This is a genomic window from Antarctobacter sp. (assembly GCF_034670325.1).
GTDB lineage: Bacteria > Pseudomonadota > Alphaproteobacteria > Rhodobacterales > Rhodobacteraceae > Antarctobacter.
Window position 1 is genome coordinate 492,973 of the sequence record NZ_JAXMNR010000004.1, and the last position, 18,334, is coordinate 511,306.

16 protein-coding genes are annotated in these 18,334 nt (G+C 65.8%); all 16 read left to right on the top strand.

Annotation, left to right across the window (positions count from 1 at the left end; genetic code table 11):
• Positions 1–5 precede the first annotated feature (5 nt).
• The 16 genes from VOI21_RS12965 to VOI21_RS13040 all read left to right on the top strand — a co-directional run bounded on the left by VOI21_RS12965 (position 6) and on the right by VOI21_RS13040 (position 18,299).
• A complete protein-coding gene (locus VOI21_RS12965; protein ID WP_323770315.1) occupies positions 6–536 on the top strand; it encodes a (2Fe-2S)-binding protein in 531 nt (176 codons plus the stop codon).
• Positions 533–2,950: an aerobic carbon-monoxide dehydrogenase large subunit gene (locus tag VOI21_RS12970; RefSeq protein ID WP_323770316.1), complete on the top strand. Its 2,418-nt coding sequence runs from the start codon at positions 533–535 to the stop codon at positions 2,948–2,950. Before VOI21_RS12965 ends, VOI21_RS12970 begins: the two co-directional genes overlap by 4 nt.
• Before the next feature lie 89 nt (positions 2,951–3,039).
• Positions 3,040–3,894 carry a MoxR family ATPase gene (locus VOI21_RS12975; RefSeq protein WP_323770317.1) on the top strand — a complete coding sequence of 285 codons (855 nt, stop codon included), beginning with the start codon at positions 3,040–3,042 and terminating at the stop codon, positions 3,892–3,894.
• On the top strand, positions 3,894–5,072 hold the full coding sequence (locus VOI21_RS12980) for a vWA domain-containing protein (RefSeq protein ID WP_323770318.1): 1,179 nt from the start codon (positions 3,894–3,896) through the stop codon (positions 5,070–5,072). Before VOI21_RS12975 ends, VOI21_RS12980 begins: the two co-directional genes overlap by 1 nt.
• 11 nt (positions 5,073–5,083) lie before the next feature.
• Positions 5,084–5,914, top strand: coding sequence for an XdhC family protein (locus tag VOI21_RS12985; RefSeq protein ID WP_323770320.1), 831 nt, complete (start codon positions 5,084–5,086; stop codon positions 5,912–5,914).
• 131 nt (positions 5,915–6,045) lie between these two features.
• Complete coding sequence (locus VOI21_RS12990) at positions 6,046–7,365, top strand: MFS transporter (protein ID WP_323770322.1); 1,320 nt, start codon at positions 6,046–6,048, stop codon at positions 7,363–7,365.
• A 189-nt stretch (positions 7,366–7,554) separates the two neighbouring features.
• The gene (locus tag VOI21_RS12995) at positions 7,555–8,286 is read left to right on the top strand and encodes a PIG-L deacetylase family protein (RefSeq protein ID WP_323770324.1); all 732 of its coding nucleotides are present in this window, start codon (positions 7,555–7,557) and stop codon (positions 8,284–8,286) included.
• A gap of 22 nt (positions 8,287–8,308) precedes the next feature.
• Complete coding sequence (locus VOI21_RS13000; protein WP_323770326.1) at positions 8,309–9,271, top strand: VOC family protein; 963 nt, start codon at positions 8,309–8,311, stop codon at positions 9,269–9,271.
• 91 nt (positions 9,272–9,362) lie between these two features.
• Positions 9,363–10,034 (top strand): 4-carboxy-4-hydroxy-2-oxoadipate aldolase/oxaloacetate decarboxylase, encoded by a 672-nt coding sequence (locus tag VOI21_RS13005; RefSeq protein ID WP_323770327.1) that lies wholly within the window; start codon positions 9,363–9,365, stop codon positions 10,032–10,034.
• On the top strand, positions 10,027–11,094 hold the full coding sequence (locus VOI21_RS13010) for a 4-oxalomesaconate tautomerase (protein WP_323770329.1): 1,068 nt from the start codon (positions 10,027–10,029) through the stop codon (positions 11,092–11,094). The genes VOI21_RS13005 and VOI21_RS13010 overlap by 8 nt, the downstream gene beginning before the upstream one ends.
• Positions 11,091–11,981, top strand: a complete 891-nt coding sequence (locus VOI21_RS13015) for an amidohydrolase family protein (RefSeq protein WP_323770330.1) — start codon at positions 11,091–11,093, stop codon at positions 11,979–11,981. The genes VOI21_RS13010 and VOI21_RS13015 overlap by 4 nt, the downstream gene beginning before the upstream one ends.
• Complete coding sequence (locus tag VOI21_RS13020) at positions 11,978–13,900, top strand: TRAP transporter fused permease subunit (RefSeq protein WP_323770331.1); 1,923 nt, start codon at positions 11,978–11,980, stop codon at positions 13,898–13,900. Before VOI21_RS13015 ends, VOI21_RS13020 begins: the two co-directional genes overlap by 4 nt.
• Complete coding sequence (locus tag VOI21_RS13025; RefSeq protein ID WP_323770332.1) at positions 13,897–14,871, top strand: TAXI family TRAP transporter solute-binding subunit; 975 nt, start codon at positions 13,897–13,899, stop codon at positions 14,869–14,871. Before VOI21_RS13020 ends, VOI21_RS13025 begins: the two co-directional genes overlap by 4 nt.
• Before the next feature lie 61 nt (positions 14,872–14,932).
• A complete protein-coding gene (locus tag VOI21_RS13030; protein ID WP_323770333.1) occupies positions 14,933–15,592 on the top strand; it encodes a dienelactone hydrolase family protein in 660 nt (219 codons plus the stop codon).
• Between the two features lie 7 nt (positions 15,593–15,599).
• Positions 15,600–16,490, top strand: a complete 891-nt coding sequence (locus VOI21_RS13035; RefSeq protein ID WP_323770334.1) for an NAD(P)-dependent oxidoreductase — start codon at positions 15,600–15,602, stop codon at positions 16,488–16,490.
• 18 nt (positions 16,491–16,508) lie between these two features.
• The gene (locus tag VOI21_RS13040; protein ID WP_323770335.1) at positions 16,509–18,299 is read left to right on the top strand and encodes a gamma-glutamyltransferase family protein; all 1,791 of its coding nucleotides are present in this window, start codon (positions 16,509–16,511) and stop codon (positions 18,297–18,299) included.
• The last annotated feature ends 35 nt before the right edge of the window (positions 18,300–18,334 follow it).

Sequence of the window (18,334 nt, forward strand, 5' to 3'; positions counted from 1 at the left end):
ATGGGATGAGCAAGATGCATGTAAAGCTGAAGGTGAACGGTGAAGAGGTCGAGGGCCTTGCAGAACCGCGCACCCTGTTGATCCATTTCCTGCGGGAAAACCTCAAGGTGACGGGGCCACATGTGGGCTGCGAAACCTCGCATTGCGGGGCCTGCACCGTCGACATGAATGGCAAGTCGGTGAAATCCTGCACGGTCTTCGTGGCGCAGGCGCAGGGGTCGGATGTGACCACGGTCGAGGGGCTGGTGAACCCGGACGGGTCTCTGTCCGTGCTGCAAGAGATGTTCCGTGAACATCACGGGCTGCAATGCGGTTTTTGCACGCCGGGGATGATCACGCGCGCACACCGTCTATTACAGGAAAACCCGACCCCGACGGAGGACGACGTGCGCTTTGGCATGGCGGGCAACCTGTGCCGGTGCACAGGCTATCAGAACATCGTCAAGGCGATCCTTGCGGCCGCTGACATGATGAACGCTCAGAAATCGCCCTCAAGCAGCGAAGCGGTAGGGCAATCAGTGGAGGCCGCGGAATGAAGGACGAGGTCGCAACCCCCGAAGAACGCAGCGCTGGCCTCAAAGGCATGGGCTGCTCGCGCAAGCGGGTCGAGGATGTCCGGTTCACCCAGGGCCGCGGCAACTATGTCGATGATATCAAGCTGGACGGTATGCTGTTCGGCGACTTCGTTCGCTCTCCTTATGCCCACGCAAAGGTCGTCTCGATCAACACCGAAGAGGCGATGAAGGTGCCCGGCGTGCTGGCGGTTCTGACCGCCGCCGATCTGGAACCGCTGGGCCTGCACTGGATGCCGACGCTTGCGGGTGACAAGCAGATGGTCTTGGCCGACGGCAAGGTGCTGTTTCAGGGACAAGAAGTGGCTTACGTCGTCGCCAAGGACCGCTATGCCGCCGCCGACGGCGCCGAGGCGGTCGAGGTCGAGTATGAAGAACTGCCCGTCCTGACCGATCCTTTTGAGGCGCTGAAATCGGACGTTGTCCTGCGTGAGGATCTGGTGGGACAGACCGAGGGCGCACACGGCCCGCGCAAACATCACAACCATATCTTCACGTGGGAGCAGGGCGACAAGGACGCCACAGAGGCAGTCATGGCTGGCGCCGACGTGGTGGCCGAAGAGATGGTGTACTACCACCGCACGCACCCCTGTCCGCTGGAGACCTGTGGCTGTGTCGCGTCGATGGACAAGGTTACGGGCAAGCTGACCCTGCACGGTACCTTTCAGGCACCGCACGCGATCCGCACGGTGGTCAGCCTGATCTCTGGCATTGCCGAGCACAATATCCGCGTGATTTCACCCGATATCGGCGGCGGCTTTGGCAACAAGGTCGGCGCTTATGCTGGCTATGTCTGTTCGGTCGTGGCCTCGATCGTCACCGGCAAGCCGGTAAAATGGGTCGAGAACCGGATGGACAACCTGATGTCCACCGCCTTTGCGCGTGACTACTGGATGCAGGGCAAGATCGCCGCCACCAAGGAGGGCAAGATCACCGGGCTGTGGTGTCATACGACCGCCGATCATGGCGGCTTTGACGCCTGCGCCGACCCGACCAAGTTCCCGGCGGGATTCATGAACATCTGCACCGGGTCTTATGACATCCCTACCGCCTATCTGGCCGTGGACGGTGTCTATACCAACAAGGCACCGGGGGGCGTGGCGTATCGCTGTTCATTCCGCGTGACAGAAGCCGCCTATTTTATCGAACGGATGATCGAGGTGCTGGCGATCAAGCTGAACATGGACGCGGCAGAGTTGCGCCGCATCAACTTTATCCGCAAGGATCAGTTCCCCTATCAGTCCGCTTTGGGCTGGGAATACGACAGCGGCGACTATCACACTGCATGGGACAAGGCGCTGGCGGCGGTGGGGTATGACGATCTGCGCCGCGAACAGGCGCAACGGCTGGATGATTTCAAGGCGGGCAAGACGCGCAAGCTGATGGGGATTGGCCTGACCCATTTCACGGAGATCGTCGGCGCGGGGCCGGTCAAGAACTGCGACATCCTTGGCCTTGGCATGTTCGACAGTTGCGAAATCCGCATTCACCCAACCGGGTCGGCCATCGCGCGGCTGGGCACGATCAGTCAGGGGCAGGGGCACGCCACCACCTTTGCCCAGATCATCGCGTCAGAGATCGGGATTCCGGCGGATGACATCACGCTGGAAGAAGGCGACACCGACACCGCGCCTTACGGGCTGGGCACTTATGGTTCACGCTCGACGCCTGTTGCCGGGGCGGCCACGGCCATGGCCGCGCGTAAGATCCGCGCCAAGGCGCAGATGATCGCGGCCTATCTGCTGGAGGTGCATGACGACGACGTGGAATTCGACGTCGATCGTTTCGTGGTCAAAGGCGCGCCGGATCGTTTCAAGACGATGAAAGAAATCGCCTTTGCCTCTTACAATCAGGCCATTCCGGGGTTGGAGCCGGGTCTGGAGGCGGTCAGCTACTACGATCCGCCCAACATGACCTATCCTTTTGGCGCCTATATCTGTGTGATGGACCTGGACGTGGACACCGGCGAGCACGAGATCCGCAAGTTCTATGCGCTGGACGATTGCGGCACCCGGATCAACCCGATGATCATCGAGGGTCAGGTGCACGGCGGCGCGACCGAAGGCTATGCCATCGCCATGGGGCAGGAGATTGCCTACGACGATATGGGCAACCACAAGACCGCGACCTTGATGGACTTTTTCCTGCCCACCGCGTGGGAGACGCCGACCTATGAGACGGACTTTACTGTCACACCCTCTCCGCATCATCCAATTGGGGCCAAGGGTGTGGGCGAAAGCCCCAATGTCGGGTCGGTTCCGGCGTTTTCCAACGCGGTGCACGATGCGTTCCGGCCCTTTGGCCTGACGCAAAGCCACATGCCGCATGACCACTGGCGGGTGTGGCGGATCGCACGTGATCTGGGGCTGCACGGGTAAAGCGGTTTCGCCCCGCGTCGCGCGGCGATCCGGCCGGGGGGCTTTGCCCCCCGGACCCCCCAGAGGTATTTGGACCAAGAAGAAATCCCATGAGCCACAAGACCTTGCAGGATCGTTTGGCCGCCACCGGCTATGTCACGGATGAAAGCTTGGCGATGGCGCTGCATCTGGCGCTGACGCTGGGCCGTCCGCTGTTGCTGGAAGGCCCTGCGGGTGTAGGAAAGACTGAGATCGCCAAGGCGCTGGCAGAGGTGCTGGAGACTCGGTTGATCCGGCTGCAATGCTATGAGGGGTTGGACGCAGGCCACGCCATCTATGAGTGGAACTACCAGCGGCAGTTGCTGGCGATCCGGGCCGAGGGCGCGGGAGAGGCGGCACTGTTTTCCGAGAAATACCTGCTGAAACGCCCTTTGTTGGAGGCGATCTCGCAAGAGGTGCGGCCAGTGCTTCTGATTGATGAGATCGACAGGGCGGATGAGGAATTTGAGGCCTATCTGCTGGAAATCCTGTCGGACTTTCAGATCACCATCCCGGAACTGGGCACTATCAGCGCCCGGACGCGCCCGGTGGTTATCCTGACCGCCAATGGCACACGCGATCTGTCGGATGCGTTGCGGCGGCGTTGTCTGTATTCCTATGTCGACTATCCGGACCGGGACACCGAACTGGCAATCCTCGCACGTCGCGCTCCGGGCGTGGAAACGCGACTGGCGCAGCAGATCATTGGCGTGGTGCAGGCGCTGCGCCGTGAGGATCTGGAGAAATCGCCGGGCATCGCCGAGATGCTGGATTGGGCCGCGGCCCTGTCGGGCCTCGGGATCAACGATCTGAGCGGCAACCCCGTTCAGGTGCAGGCGACGCTGGTTTGCCTGCTGAAAACCGCCGCCGACCGGGACGCCCTGCCACCCGAGGTCATGGCGCGCATCGTGGGCAAGGTGGCGTGATGTCGGTCACCCGCTTTCCCTCGCGCGCCGAAGGACTGGCCGACCGCATGGCCGGATTTATCGCGCATCTGCGGATGAACGGGCTGCGTCTGGGACCGGGGGAGACGGTGGCGGCGCTGGCGGCCTTGTCAGAGGTCGAGGCCAGCGCCCCGGATCAGGCGCGTCGCGCGCTCAAGGCGCTCTTGGTGCCCGACGCCGAGGGCTGGCGTCGGTTCGACGATCTGTTTGACGGCTATTGGTTCAACGCGGGCAAAAAGCGGCAGGGGCAGGCCAACACGCATGTGCGGGTGCAAAGCGCGAAGCCGGCGCTTTGGCAGACGCATCTTGGCGACGATGGCGCAGAACAGGACGGGGATGCGGGCCAGCCCGATGGCGGCGACGGAGAGGCCGAAGGCATCGACGGCCGCCTGATCGCTACCCGGACAGAGGCGCTCAGCCGTCGCGACCTGCGCGAGTTGATGGATGAGGACAGCCTGCGCGCCGCCGAAAAGGCCGCGCGCCAACTGGCGCGTGCGTTGCGAGACCGGCGCTCAAGGCGGCGCAGGCAGGCGGCCCGGGGGCAGGAACTGGACCTGCGCCGGGTCATCCGCGCCAGCCTTGCGCGGGGGGGCGAACCTTTGGACCTGCCACGTCGCAGGCGGCTAGACCGCCCGCTGAGGATCGTGGCGCTGTGTGATGTCAGCGGGTCGATGAGCACGGTTTCACGGGTGTTTCTGGCGTTTCTCAGGGGGCTGATCGGCACCGACACGCGGGCCGATGCCTATCTGTTTCACACCCGGCTGATGCGCGTCACCGAGGCGCTGCGCGATCACGACACCCTGCGCGCGGCCGGGCGGTTGAGCCTTATGGCCGAGGGGTTTGGCGGTGGCACCGATATCGGTGGCGCGCTGCGGAGTTTCAACGAGGGGTATGCAAGCCGCGCGGTGAATGGCCGGACCGTGGTGGTCATTCTCAGCGATGGCTATTGCACCGGCGCGCCTGAGGAGGTGGCTGAGGGGCTGCGACGTCTGCAACGGCGGGCGCACCGGGTGATCTGGCTCAATCCGCTGAATGGCTGGCAGGCACATGCGCCGGTGGCGCAGGCGATGGCCGCCGCGCGGCCGCATCTGGACGCTTTGCTACCCGCCAACACGATTGCGGCGCTGGCCGCACTTGAACCCGAATTTGCGCGGCTTTGACGGAGGACATCATGGACCCATTCGACATTTTCGACACCGTGTCCGAGTTGCGCGCCAGGGGGCGGCCCTTTTGCCTTGTCACCGTGGTGCGGACCGAGGCGGCGACATCGGCGCGGGCCGGGGCGAAGGCGGCTGTTACCGAGGAGGGCGAGGTCATTGGCCATCTGGGCGGGGCCTGCGTGACCCGGGCGGTACGCGAGGCGGGGCAAGCGGCGCTGGACAGCGGCGCGCCTCGGGTGATCCGGGTAAAGCCATCGGAGACGGTGGTGGCGCTGCACGACGCGGATGGGGCAGAGGTCTACAAGAGCGGCTGCCCCTCGGGAGGAACGGTGGAACTGATGATCGAACCCTTTGCATTGCCGCCCACCATCTGCATCTTTGGCGCGTCGCCCATTGCCCGCTCGGTTGCGGGGCATGGGCTGTTGGCGGGCTATCGCGTGGCCTTGGCCGAAGGGGTGTCCTGCGCGGGGGAGGTGCGACGCTTTGAGGGCGAGGAGATCGCCGCGCTGGGTCTGGGCCCGAGGGATACCGTGGTGGTGGCCAGTCAGGGGCAGCGCGATCTGGCCTGTCTGAAGGCGGCGCTGGAGAGCGATGCGGGGCGGGTCTCGATGGTGGCCTCCAGAAAGAAGGCGGGGGTGCTGTCCGAGCGGCTGCTGGCGGCGGGGATGGATGCCGGGCGGCTGGGGAGATTGAAGGCGCCCGCCGGGCTGGATATCGGCGCGGTCGATCCGGCGGAAATTGCCCTGTCGATCCTGGCCGAGATCGTCGCGTGGCGGCGGACGGCGGGGGATCTGGGAAGAGGCGGCACCGGCCTGTCCACGCGTGGACAGATCGGCGGGTGAATGAAATCAAGGGCTTCCAGAGACGGATTCATCAAGCGTTAGGATTTCACGGCCCGAAAGCGGCCCCTTTCCACGGGGCCTGAACATGCTCTAGTCTCGACGCAAAGGCACTAAGTCAGAAAGAGGCCGCGGTGTTCGAGATCCTGTCAGACCGCACCTATCGTCACGTCTTTCTTGCGCAGGTCGTGGCCCTGCTGGGCACCGGGCTGGCGACCGTGGCGCTGGGTCTGTTGGCCTTTGATCTGGCGGGCGACGGCGCGGCGATGGTGCTGGGCACGGTCTTTACCGTCAAGATGGTGGCCTATGTGGGCATCGCGCCCGTGGCCGGAGCCTTTGCCGACCGGGTGAACCGACGCGCGCTATTGGTGACGCTGGACGTGGTGCGCGCGGGCGCGGCGCTGTGCCTGCCCTTTGTCACCGAATTCTGGCAGATCTATGCGCTGGTCTTTGTGCTGCAATCGGCCTCTGCCGCTTTTACCCCGACCTTTCAGGCGACCATCCCGGACGTGCTGCCCGAGGAGGCGCGCTATACCCGCGCGCTGTCGCTGTCGCGGCTGGCCTATGATCTGGAAAACATCGCAAGCCCGACGCTGGCGGCGCTGTTGCTGGCGGTGATGAGCTATAACGCGCTGTTTCTGGGCACCGTTGTCGGCTTTCTTGGGTCGGCATTGCTGGTGGTGTCGGTGATGCTGCCCAGCCCCAAGTCGGGCACGCGGCGCGGCATCTATGACCGCACGACGCGGGGGATACGGATTTATCTTGCGACGCCGCGCCTGCGCGGGTTGCTGGCGCTGAACCTTGCCGCTGCGGCGGCGGGGGCGATGGTGCTGGTCAACTCGGTGGTGCTGGTGCGGGGCGATCTGGGGCTGGGCGAGGCCGCGCTGGCCTGGGTAATGTTTGCCTTTGGGGCCGGGTCCATGACGGCGGCGCTGCTGCTGCCCCGACTGCTGGACCGGGTAAGGGACCGCCCGGTGATGCTGGCCGGGGCGGGTGTGATGGTGCTGGCCCTGTTGGCGCTGGCGGTGGGGATCGCCGCCACCGGCCTGACATGGCCGCTGCTGGCGGCGGTCTGGGTTTTGGTCGGGCTGGGCTATTCGGCGGTGCTGACGCCCTCGGGGCGGTTGCTGAAACGCTCGGCCCAGCCAGAGGATCGCCCGGCGGTCTTTGCGGCACAATTTGCGCTGAGCCATGCCTGCTGGCTGCTGACCTATCCGTTGTCGGGGTGGGTGATGACGGTTTACGGCGCGGTCCCCGCGCTGATCGTGCTGGCGGTTGTGGCGGGCGCGGGCGTGGGACTGTCGCGGCGGCTCTGGCCGGTGGAAGAGGCCGGGCCGGTGCCGCACCGGCACGACAACCTGCCGCTGGATGACCCGCATCTGGCCGGACACCGCGAGCATTCCCATCCGCTGGTCATTGATGACCGGCACCCGCATTGGGGCGCGAAATTCTGACCGCCTAGACCGGGCAGAGGAAGACGGTCGGGGTTGCATCACCGTGCGCAACCGGGCGGGAAGGGGCATCTTTCCGTCAGCGGTTTCTTGATACTGCTATAGCAAAAATTCATGACCTTCGCAGGGTTTGGAATTGGCAGGTCAGGCCATGACAGGGCAGACTGACGGCCACGGGGGAGGACCTTTGGTATGAGCGATACAAAGACGGCGCTGGTGATTTCGGCGCATGCGGCGGATTTTGTCTGGCGCTGCGGCGGGGCAATCGCGCTGCACGCGGAACTGGGCTATGAGGTGACGGTGGCCTGCCTGTCCTTTGGCGAACGCGGCGAGAGCGCGCGGTTGTGGAAAGAGGGCAAGTCGCTGGACGAGGTCAAGGACATCCGCCGCGCCGAGGCCGAGGCGGCGGCAGAGGCGCTTGGCGCGCAGGCACTGGTCTGTTTCGATCTGGGCGATTACCCTTTGCATCTGGAACAGGACGACAAGTTTGCGCTGGTCGATCTGATCCGGCGGGTGCAGCCGTCTTTCATGATGAGCCACAGCCAGTACGACCCCTACAACACCGACCACATGTATATGACGCAGGTGGCGCTGGAATGCCGGATGATCGCGCAGGCCTGGGGGCACAACCCCGGTGAAAAGGTGCTGGGCGCGCCGCAACTGTACCTGTTCGAGCCGCACCAGACCGAGCAGATGGGATGGAAGCCGGATGTGTTTCTGGACATCACCCCGGTCTGGGAGAAAAAGCGCGCCGCCATGGAATGCATGAACGGGCAGGTCCATCTGTGGGACTATTACACCCGAGTGGCGCAGCAGCGCGCCAACCATTTCAAGCGCAACTCCGGTGGCCAGTCCGGCGGGCGCGACTGCCAGTATGCCGAAGGCTTTCAGTCGGTCTTTCCGCGCACCGTGGACGTGCTTTGAGACATCTCCGGGGGGGAGCGTCATGACCACAGCGACCAATCCGAGCTTTGACATCGCCCATCTGGGCCATGTGGAAATGCTGACCGACAGGTTCGACGAGAGTCTGGCCTTTTTCACCGAGGTCTACGGGCTTAAGCTGTCGGCGCGGGATGGCGACAGCGCCTATCTGCGGGCCTGGGACGATTACGAGTTTCATTCGCTGAAGCTGACCGCTGCGGCGACCACCGGGGTGGGGCATATCGGCTATCGCGCCGCCTCGCCCGAGGCGCTGGCGCGGCGGGTGGCGGTGATCGAGGCCAGCGGCTTCAAGACCCACGGCTGGGTCGAGGGCGATCTGGGCCACGGGCGGGCGTATCGCTTTGAGGACCCGTTTGGCCATGTCTTCGAGATTTACTGGGACACCCGACGGGCGGAACCGGGCGCGGGCGACACCCCGGCGCTGAAGAACACCGCCAGCCGGTTCACCGGCGTGCCGCCCCGGCGCATCGACCACCTGAACCTTTTGGCCTCGGATGTTGCCGAGTTCCGGCGGTTCATGGAGGTCTGTCTGGGCAGCCGTGTGACAGAGATGATCCAGCTGGACAATGGCCGCCTCGGGGGCTGCTGGTTCACCGTCAACAACAAGACCTATGACCTTGCCTGCACCGAAGAACAGGGCGGCGGCATGGGGCGGCTGCATCATGTCACCTATGCCACCGACCAGCGCGAGGACATCCTGCGCGCCGCCGATCTGTTCCTTGAGGCCGGGGTGCATATCGAGACCGGGCCGCACAAGCACGCCATTCAGGGTACGTTTTTCCTGTATGTCTGGGAGCCCGCGGGCAACCGGGTGGAACTGGCCAATGCCGGGGCGCGGCTGATCCTTGCGCCCGACTGGGAGCCGGTGGTCTGGACCAAAAGCGAACGCAAGCGGGGGCAGGCCTGGGGGCTGAAGACGATCCCGAGTTTCCACACCCACGGGACGCCGCCGGTGTCGGGCGGGTAGGGGGCGCTGCCCCCTCGGCCTTTGGCCTCTCCCCCGGAGGTATTTGGTCCAAGAAGAAATACAAGAGACGACACACTGGGAGGAGCGGAAAATGGCGGTTGTGGTGCAGGAGATCGAACGGGCCGATGCGGATGTGATCGCGCGGCTGGGGTCGGCGGGTGTCGCCACGGTGCATGAGGCGATGGGACGGCGCGGGCTGATGGCCTCTGGTATGCGGCCGATCCAGCAGGATTTCGGGCTGGCCGGGTCGGCGGTGACGATCAGCGCGCCGCCGGGGGACAACTGGATGCTGCATGTGGCGATCGAACAGGTGCAGCCGGGGGATGTGTTGGTGCTGGCGCCGACCGCGCCCTGTGACATGGGGTATTTCGGCGATCTTCTGGCGACCAGCGCCATGGCGCGGGGCTGTCGCGCGCTGGTGATCGACGCAGGCGTGCGCGATACGCGCGATCTGCGGGCGATGGGGTTTGCGGTCTGGTCGACGGCGGTCTCGGCGCAGGGGACGGTGAAGGAGACGCCGGGGGATGTGAACCTGCCTGTGGTCTGCGCCGGGGCGCATGTTCACCCCGGCGATGTGGTCGTGGCCGATGACGACGGGGTCTGCGTGGTGCCGCGGCTGGAGGCGGCGGCGGTCATGGAAAAGGCGCAGGCGCGGCTGGATGCCGAAGAGACCAAGCGGGTGCGGCTGGCCTCGGGCGAGTTGGGACTGGACATCTATGACATGCGTGGGCAGCTGGCCGAAAAGGGTCTGACCTATGTCTGACGGGCTGCGCGCCATGTGGATGCGGGGAGGCACGTCGAAGGGCGGGTATTTCCTTGCCTCGGACCTGCCGGGGGACGTGGCAGCGCGGGATGCGCTGTTGCTGGGGGTCATGGGCAGCCCCGATCCGCGCCAGATCGACGGGATGGGAGGCGGCGATCCGCTGACCTCGAAGGTGGCGGTGGTGGCGCCCTCTGCGCGGGAGGGGATCGACGTGGATTACCTGTTCCTACAGGTCTTTGTCGACCGCGCCGTGGTGACGGATGCGCAGAACTGCGGCAATATCCTTGCCGGTGTCGGACCCTTTGCCATTGAGCGCGGGCTGGTCCCTGCGCGCGGTGCGGAGACCCCGGTGACGATCTGGATGGAAAACACCGGGCAGGTGGCGGTGGCGCGGGTGGCAACGCCGGGCGGGCGGGTCAGCTATGCGGGCGATGCGCGGATCGATGGGGTGCCGGGCAGGGCGGCGGCGATCCCGATTGCCTTTCGTGACACCGCCGGGTCCAGCTGCGGGGCGCTGTTTCCGACCGGCAAGGCGGTGGATGTGATCGAGGGGGTCGAGGTCACGCTGATCGACAACGGGATGCCCTGTGTGATGCTGCGGGCGGCGGATCTGGGCATTGTGGGCGATGAAGACCCCGAGGCGCTTGAGGCCGATGCGGGTCTGCGGGCGCGGCTGGAGGCGATCCGGTTGATCGCTGGGCCGATGATGACCCTTGGCGACGTGGCGGAGAAATCCGTGCCCAAGATGACGCTGGTCAGCGCGGCCCGGAGTGGTGGGGCGATTGCGACGCGGACCTTCATTCCGCACCGCTGCCACAAGGCAATTGGCGTGCTGGGCGCGGTCAGCGTGGCGACCGCCTGTCTGACGCCGGGGGCCGTGGGGCATGATCTGGCGGACCTGCCGGAGGGGGATTTGCGCGTTGTCTCGGTCGAGCATCCAACCGGAGAGATGACCGTGGTGGGGCATGTGGAGGCGGGCGTGGTGACACGCGCGGAGGTGCTGCGCACTGCGCGCAAACTGATGGACGGGATGGTGTTCCCGAGGGAGGAAATATCATGACCGGGATGACAGAGGGTTATCTGCCGTTTCACGCCGCGCCCAAGGTGCCGGACTATGTGCCGCCCGAGGGGGCCGTAGATGCGCATTGCCATGTCTTTGGGCCGGGGGAGGTTTTTGCCTACGCGCCAGAGCGCAAGTACACGCCCTGCGATGCGCCCAAGGAGCAGTTGTTTGCGCTGCGCGATCATCTGGGATTTGCGCGCAATGTTATTGTGCAGGCAAGCTGTCATGGCAAGGACAACGCCGCGCTGGTGGATGCGCTGGAGGGCGCAAACGGCATGGCGCGGGGCGTGGCCATCGTTGGCGCGGATGTGACGGAGGACGCGTTGCGCACGCTGGACAGCGCGGGTGTGCGTGGTGTGCGGTTCAATTTCATCAAGCGGTTGGTCGAGGCCACGCCTCATGCAGTGTTTGAGCGGATCGCCGAAAAGGTGGCGCGGCTGGGCTGGCATATCGTCGTCTATTTCGAGGGGCAGGATCTGGACGAGGTTGCGCCCCTTGTGCGGCGGTTGCCGGGGATTGTCGTGGTCGACCACATGGGGCGGCCGGATGTGACGGCGGGAGTCGACGGCGCGCGGTTCCGCGGGTTTATGGACTTTCTGGCCGAGGATGCGCGCTATTGGGTCAAGGTATCCTGCCCGGAGCGGCTGACCGTGGCGGGGCCGCCTTATGATGACGTGGTGCCCTTTGCGCGTGCCTTGGTCGAGCGGTTTCCGGACCGGGTGCTGTGGGGCACCGACTGGCCGCATCCCAACATGAAAAGCCATGTGCCGGACGATGGCGCGCTGGTGGATGTGATCCCGCGGATCGCGCCGACAGCCGATCTGCAACGCCGGTTGCTGGTGGACAATCCGATGCGGTTGTACTGGCCCGAGGAGGGCGCATGACCGCGCAGGGCCTCCGGGACGGGGTGATCGCCGGTCTGGCGGTCACCATGGTGGTGGCCTGTATCCTGTGGAACCTTGAGGCGCCGACGCGGCTGGGTGTGGCGGTGCTGACGCAGCAGTATATGGCGCTGCAACTGGGTCTGGCGCTGACCATCGCCTATCTGAACTTTGACTGGCGGGGCAACGAAAAGCCGGGGATGGGCTGGATCGACGGGGCCTTGGCGCTGACCGCCTTTGGCGTGCTGATGTACGCCGCATGGGATTTTGTCTGGCTGCTGAAGGAACAGGCCTACCGGCCTTGGCAGATCACGCTTGTCGGCTCTGTGGTGGTGGTTGCGGTGATGGAGGGCGTGCGGCGGCGCGCGGGCTGGATGCTGTTTTCCATCGTCGGGGTGTTCCTGATCTATGCGCTGTTTGCCGACAAGGTGCCGGGGCGGTTGATTGGCAAGGAACTGTCGCCCGAGCGTCTGGTGCAATACGTCGGCTTTGACCCCAACGCGGTGTTTTCGACGCCGCTGGCGGTGGGCACGATCATCGTTTTGCTGTTCGTGTTCTTTGGCAAGCTGCTGTTCGCCGCCGGAGGGGGGGCGTTTTTCACCGATCTGGCGATGGCGGCCACGGGCCGGTCGCGGGGCGGTAGCGCCAAGATCTCTGTCGTCGGCTCGGCGTTGTTCGGGTCGATCTCTGGCAGCGCGGTGTCAAACGTGGTGACAACCGGTGTGGTCACGATTCCGCTGATGCAGCGCGGCGGCTATACCAAACGCGATGCGGGCGCGATCGAGGCGGTGGCCTCGACCGGGGGACAGTTGACGCCGCCGATCATGGGGGCTGCGGCCTTTCTGATGGCCGAGTTTCTGGACATTTCCTATTTCACCGTCGCGGGCGCGGCGCTGTTGCCGGCGGCGCTGTATTACTTCAGCGTCTTTCTGCAGGTGGACCTGATCGCCGGGCGCGACCGGATTGCGCCGACAGAGGTGGACGGGCTGACCGTCCGGCAGGTGTTGCGCGAGGGCTGGCATTTTGTCCTGCCGTTCGGGGTGCTGCTGGGGGCACTGTTCTGGTGGCGGATGGACCCGGCGGATTCGGCGCTGTTGTCGGCGCTGGTGATCGTGCTGGTCAGTTTCCTGCGCAGCTATCGCGGCCAGCGGCTGAGCCTGCACACGCTATGGCGGACCTTTGTCGAGACCGGCACCGGCATGGTCGATCTGATCCTAGTGGTGGCGGCGGCGGGCTTTGTCATCGGGGTGCTGAACATCACCGGACTGGGCTTTGCCCTGACGCTGGTGCTGGTGGACGCGGTGGGCGCGAATGTGGTGCTGCTGCTGGGGATTTCGGCGCTGATCTGCATCGTGCTGGGGATGGGGATGCCGACCTCTGGCGTCTATGTGCTGCTGGCGGCGCTGGTCGCGCCTTCGCTGGTGGAAGCGGGGATTGACCAGATCGCGGCGCATCTGTTCATCCTTTATTTCGGCATGATGTCGATGATCACGCCCCCGGTGGCGCTGGCGGCCTTTGCGGCGGCGACAATCACGCGGGATGACCCGCTGGGCACCGGGCTGGCGGCGATGCGCGTCGGCTGGGCCGCGTTTATCCTGCCCTTTGTCTTTGTCGCGACGCCTGAAATCCTGATGACAGGTCATTGGGCGGCGATTGCGCTGAACCTGTGCCTTGCCGTGATCGGCATTGGCGCGGTGACGGCGGGGATCGTGGGCTTTTGGGGCGCGCGGCTGTCGGCACTGCTGCGGCTGGGCTTTGTCGGGTTGGGGGTTGTGACGCTGCCGCTGGGCTTTTTGCCCGGCGCGGCGGCATGGCACATCCCGGCGGCATTGGCGGTGGCGGTTCTGGCAGGCGTCCTGCTGATCCGGGCGCGCGAGACCAACGAACACAAGAAAACGGAACCAGGGAGGACGATGACATGACATTTCTCAAAGGCACGATGCTGGGCGGCGCGGTGGCGCTGAGCGTATCCGCCGGGGTGGCCGGGGCGCAGGTGGTCACGGTGGCCAGCGGCGCGCAGGGGTCGCTGGCGTATAACACCGGGCAGGCGGTGGCCAAGGTTGCCAATGAGGCGGGCATCACCGCGCGCACGCAGCCTTTGGTGGGGTATCTGCCGCTGATCCACTCGGGTGAGGTGGATTTCGGGTTCTCCAACGGGGTCGAGGCGGAATACGCCTTTGAGGGCACCGGCAACTACGACCGGGCGCATCCCAATATCCGGCTGGTGGGCACGATGTTCCCGCTGACCACCTCGATCATGGCACCCTGTGATCTGGGTCTGGAAACGGTGGCCGAACTGAAGGACAAGGCGGGCGAGCTGCGCATTGCCTCTGAATACACTTCGTCCACGATCATCCCCTTTTACATCGCCGGGGGATTGGCCAACGCGGGTCTCAGCTATGAGGATTTCCAGCAAGTGCCGGTGGCCAGCTTTGTCGCGGGCATCAACGCGCTGGGGGACGGGCTGGTCGACATTGCGCTGGTCAGTCTGAATTCCGGCGCGGGTCAGCAGGCGGCGGTCAAGCTACAGGGGCGCGGCGGGCTGTGCTACATCTCGTTGGACGATTCAGAGGCCGGGAAAGCGGCCTTTAAGGAGTATCTGCCAGCGGGCAACATCGTCTCCTTGCCGCAGAACGACAAGATCACCGGCTTGCAGAACGCTGGCGCAAACCTGATGAGCATTCCTTGGGTGCTGCTGACCAACGGCGATGTCAGTGACGATCTGGTCTATCAGATGACCAAGGCGGTGGCCGAGGGCAAGGATGCGCTGAAAGCCAGCTTTGGGGCCTTTGCGCGGGCGGATGCGGCGACGATGGCCCCGGCCTCGGCGGTGCCGTACCACCCCGGCGCACTGAAGTATTTCGAAGAGGCCGGGATCGCGGTCGGCGAGTGAATTTTCCGCGCCGCGCGGGGGCGATTTCCGCGCGGCGCGACCCCTTTGAAAGGCAAGAGACATGATGATCGAAGTGACGGCGGCGGACGGCCATGTGCTGGACTGCTGGCTGGTTGAGGCGGTGGGGGATCGCCGCGGCGGGATCGTCATCCTGCAAGAGATTTTCGGCGTGACCGACCAGCTAAAGGGCGTGGCGGCGCGCTTTGCCAAGATGGGCTATGACGTGGCCATCCCGGCGCTGTTCGACCGCCAGCAAAAGGGGGCTGTGATCCCCTTTGCGGAGGCCCCCAAGGGGCGCGACCTGATGCTGGCCTGTGATCTGGACACGGTGATGAAAGACGTCGACGCGACGGTAGCGATGCTGGCGGTGCGCGGCGGCAAGGTGGCGGCGCTGGGATTTTGCTGGGGCGGCGGGCTGGCGATCCGTGCGGCGCAGGTGTCGGACGTGGCCTGCGCGGTGCCGTTCTATGGCACGCGGCTGGATGCCTACCAGATCGCGCCGCTGACCGCACCGGTGCAGGGGCATTGGGGGGCCGAGGACAGCCATGTGCCGCCCGCGATGCTGGATGCCGCGCGGGCCTACTGGCCCGAGATGGAGGTGTTCACCTACGAGGGGGCAGGCCACGCCTTTGCCAATGACGCGCGGCCTGCGGATTATGTCGGAGACGCTGCGGATCAGGCTTTTGCCCGCGCGGCAGAGTTCATTGGGCGCCATGTCTGAGGGCGCCATGTCTGAGGGTCGCATTGCCTTTGTGGGTCTGGGTGAGGCGGCCTCGGCCTTTATCTCGGGCTGGGGGGGCGCACGGGCAGGGGCGATCCGGGCGTGGGACATCAAGACCGCGTCGCCTGAGACGGCAGCCGTCATCGCCAATCGCGCCGAAGGGCTGGGCGTGACCGCCTGCACCAGCGCGGCAGAGGCCTTGGCGGGCGCGGATCTGGTGTTCTCGACGGTGACGGCGGATCAGGCGGTGGCGGCGGCGCAGACCTGCGCGCCACATCTGGCCCCCGGCGCGCTTTGGTGTGACCTGAACTCTTGTGCGCCAGCCTCAAAACAGCGGGCCGAAGGGATCGTGACGGCGGCGGGCGGGCGGTATCTGGATGTGGCGGTCATGGCGCCGGTGCATCCCAAGCGCAATCTGGTGCCCTGCCTGATCTCAGGACCTCAGGCAGAGAGCGTCGCGCCGATGCTGACCGCCTTGCCGATGCAGGTGCGGGTGGTGGGCGAAACGGTGGGCCGTGCCTCGTCGATCAAGCTGGTCCGCTCTATCATGGTCAAGGGGATGGAGGCGCTGACCGCCGAATGCGTGCTGGCGGCGGTGGCGGCAGGGGTCGAGGATGAGGTTTTCCCCTCTCTCAAGGACGGCCATCCGGGCATAGATGTGCCCGCCCGCGCGGCCTATAACTTTGAGCGCAGCCTTGTGCATGGCGCGCGTCGTGCCGCCGAGATGGACGAGGCGGCGCAGATGCTGAGCGATATCGGCCTGCCCGGCGACATGTCGACGGCCACGGCGCGGTGGCAGCGCGTGCTGTCCTCCGACGGGGTCGAATTGCCAGAGGGCGCGGTCCCCGATCACGTCTGGTTCGCGCGCGCATACCTGCGTAGGTTTCAGGACAGCTAAGACGCAGAAAGAGGCGACATGGATTTTACCACACGACCGGAACTGACCGGGACATTCGGCATGGTCGCCACCACCCACTGGCTGGCCAGCGCCGTGGGGATGAAGCTGCTGGAGGCGGGCGGCAATGCCTTTGACGCGGCGGTGGCGGCGGGTTTTGTGCTGAACGTGGTAGAGCCGCAGTTGAACGGCCCGCTGGGCGATATGCCCGCGCTGGTCTGGCCTGCCGGAGACGACGCGCCGCAGATGATCTGCGGGCAAGGCACGGCCCCCGCCGGGGCGACGGTGGCGCATTACCGCGATCAGGGGCTGGACCTGATCCCCGGCTCTGGCCTGTTGGCGACGGTGATCCCGGGGGCCTTTGACGCATGGATGCTGATGCTGCGCGATCACGGGTCGATGTCCCTGCGCGACGTGCTGGAACCGGCGATCCACTATGCCGAAGCCGGGCATCCGATCCTTGCCCGCGCCGCCGGGGTGATCGCGGATCATGCCGATCTGTTCCGCGCCGAATGGCCGACCTCGGCGGCGGTCTGGCTGCCCGGAGGCAATGTGCCGGTGGCGGGCCGCCTGTTCCGGAACCCGGAACTGGCGGGATTCTGGACGCGGCTTTTGACCGAGGCAGAGGCTGTCGCGGGCCGCGAGGCGCAGATCGAGGCGGCGCGGCGGGCCTTTGCGCAGGGCTTTGTGGCCGAGGCGATCGACGATTACATGCGCGACGCCTGTGTGATGGATGGCACCGGCGCGCGCCGCAAGGGGGTGCTGACCGGGGGCGATATGGCCGGGTGGCAGGCCACGGTCGAACCGGCCTTGCAGGGGGGCTATCACGGTTGGGACGTCTGGAAAGGCGGGTTCTGGACGCAGGGACCGGCGCTGTTGCAGGCGCTGAACCTGCTGGCGCAGACCGGCATCGGCGAGGCCGGACCGCTGGAGGCGGATTTTGTGCATCTGGCGGTGGAGGCGATGAAGCTCGCCTTTGCGGACCGCGAAGCCTATTACGGCGATCCCGCGCATTTCGACATTCCGGCGGCGCATCTGCTGTCTGAGGACTATGCCCGAGAGCGGGCCGGGCTGATCGGGCCGTGGGCTTCGATGGAGCAGAGGCCGGGTCTGGTGCCGGGGTTGGAGAGCTTGGCAGAGCGCTTTGTCGCGCGGGCGGCGCGGGCGATCCCGGCGGCCAAAGGGGCCGGTGGCGGAGAGCCCACCATGGCGCATCTGGACAAGCGCGAAGGCGATACCGTGCATCTGGATGTGGTGGACCGCTGGGGCAATATGGTGTCGGCCACGCCCTCGGGCGGCTGGTTGCAGTCGAACCCGGTGGTGCCGGGGCTGGGCGTGCCGTTGAACACCCGCGCGCAGATGTTCTGGCTGGACGAGGGGCTGCCGACGACGCTGGCACCGGGGCGACGGCCGCGCACGACATTGACGCCGTCGATGGCGCGCGGCCCGGACGGGACGCGGCTGGCCTTTGGCACGCCGGGTGGCGACAGTCAGGACCAGTGGCAGTTGTTCCTGTTGCTGCGGTTGGTGCATCACGGGGCAAACCTGCAAGCAGCGATTGACGCGCCGCTGGTGCTGTCGGGGCATTTGCAGTCGAGTTTTTACCCGCGCGGGTCAGAGCCGGGCGCGCTGCTGGTCGAGCCGGGTTTTGCCCCCGGCGCGGTCGAGGCGCTGCGCGGGCGCGGGCACCGGGTTACGCAGGCGGAACCTTGGACCTTGGGCCGGTTGACGGCGGTGGCGCGCGGTGCGGACGGGGTCCTGCGCGCCGGGGCCACGCCGCGCCTGATGCAGGCCTACGCGGCGGGGCGGTAGCCGGGGTTCAGCAAAGACGAGATCGGTCCGGGGAG

Coding starts and splice junctions, on each gene's coding strand:
- VOI21_RS12965 (WP_323770315.1), top strand. CDS start 6: ATGAGCAAGATGCATGTAAAGCTGAAGGTGAACGGTGAAGAGGTCGAG.
- VOI21_RS12970 (WP_323770316.1), top strand. CDS start 533: ATGAAGGACGAGGTCGCAACCCCCGAAGAACGCAGCGCTGGCCTCAAA.
- VOI21_RS12975 (WP_323770317.1), top strand. CDS start 3,040: ATGAGCCACAAGACCTTGCAGGATCGTTTGGCCGCCACCGGCTATGTC.
- VOI21_RS12980 (WP_323770318.1), top strand. CDS start 3,894: ATGTCGGTCACCCGCTTTCCCTCGCGCGCCGAAGGACTGGCCGACCGC.
- VOI21_RS12985 (WP_323770320.1), top strand. CDS start 5,084: ATGGACCCATTCGACATTTTCGACACCGTGTCCGAGTTGCGCGCCAGG.
- VOI21_RS12995 (WP_323770324.1), top strand. CDS start 7,555: ATGAGCGATACAAAGACGGCGCTGGTGATTTCGGCGCATGCGGCGGAT.
- VOI21_RS13000 (WP_323770326.1), top strand. CDS start 8,309: ATGACCACAGCGACCAATCCGAGCTTTGACATCGCCCATCTGGGCCAT.
- VOI21_RS13005 (WP_323770327.1), top strand. CDS start 9,363: ATGGCGGTTGTGGTGCAGGAGATCGAACGGGCCGATGCGGATGTGATC.
- VOI21_RS13010 (WP_323770329.1), top strand. CDS start 10,027: ATGTCTGACGGGCTGCGCGCCATGTGGATGCGGGGAGGCACGTCGAAG.
- VOI21_RS13015 (WP_323770330.1), top strand. CDS start 11,091: ATGACCGGGATGACAGAGGGTTATCTGCCGTTTCACGCCGCGCCCAAG.
- VOI21_RS13020 (WP_323770331.1), top strand. CDS start 11,978: ATGACCGCGCAGGGCCTCCGGGACGGGGTGATCGCCGGTCTGGCGGTC.
- VOI21_RS13025 (WP_323770332.1), top strand. CDS start 13,897: ATGACATTTCTCAAAGGCACGATGCTGGGCGGCGCGGTGGCGCTGAGC.
- VOI21_RS13030 (WP_323770333.1), top strand. CDS start 14,933: ATGATGATCGAAGTGACGGCGGCGGACGGCCATGTGCTGGACTGCTGG.
- VOI21_RS13035 (WP_323770334.1), top strand. CDS start 15,600: ATGTCTGAGGGTCGCATTGCCTTTGTGGGTCTGGGTGAGGCGGCCTCG.
- VOI21_RS13040 (WP_323770335.1), top strand. CDS start 16,509: ATGGATTTTACCACACGACCGGAACTGACCGGGACATTCGGCATGGTC.